This window comes from Bacillus cereus (assembly GCF_007678085.1).
Classification (GTDB): domain Bacteria; phylum Bacillota; class Bacilli; order Bacillales; family Bacillaceae_G; genus Bacillus_A; species Bacillus_A cereus_BE.
The window spans coordinates 1-345 of sequence record NZ_VEDW01000028.1; the positions used below are offsets into that span (position 1 = coordinate 1).

Here is a 345-nt window from a genome sequence, read left to right on the forward strand (position 1 = left end):
GAACACGGAAGTTAAGCTCTCTAGCGCCGATGGTAGTTGGGACCTTGTCCCTGTGAGAGTAGGACGTTGCCAGGCAATATTATTCCGCAGTAGCTCAGCGGTAGAGCTATCGGCTGTTAACCGATCGGTCGTAGGTTCGATTCCTACCTGCGGAGCCATTGGAGAGCTGTCCGAGCTGGCCGAAGGAGCACGATTGGAAATCGTGTATACGTCACAAGCGTATCAAGGGTTCGAATCCCTTGCTCTCCGCCATAGGATTTATAATATTTGGCCCGTTGGTCAAGTGGTTAAGACACCGCCCTTTCACGGCGGTAACACGGGTTCGAATCCCGTACGGGTCACCAC

3 tRNA genes are annotated in these 345 nt (G+C 53.3%); all 3 read left to right on the forward strand.

Annotation, left to right across the window (positions count from 1 at the left end):
* Positions 1 to 83: 83 nt before the first annotated feature.
* The 3 genes from FS742_RS27165 (at position 84) to FS742_RS27175 (ending at position 344) form a co-directional block, all read left to right on the forward strand.
* A tRNA-Asn gene (locus FS742_RS27165) sits at positions 84 to 158 on the forward strand.
* 2 nt (positions 159 to 160) lie between these two features.
* Positions 161 to 252 (forward strand) — tRNA-Ser (locus FS742_RS27170).
* A 17-nt stretch (positions 253 to 269) separates the two neighbouring features.
* Positions 270 to 344, forward strand: a tRNA-Glu gene (locus tag FS742_RS27175).
* Position 345 lies beyond the last annotated feature (1 nt).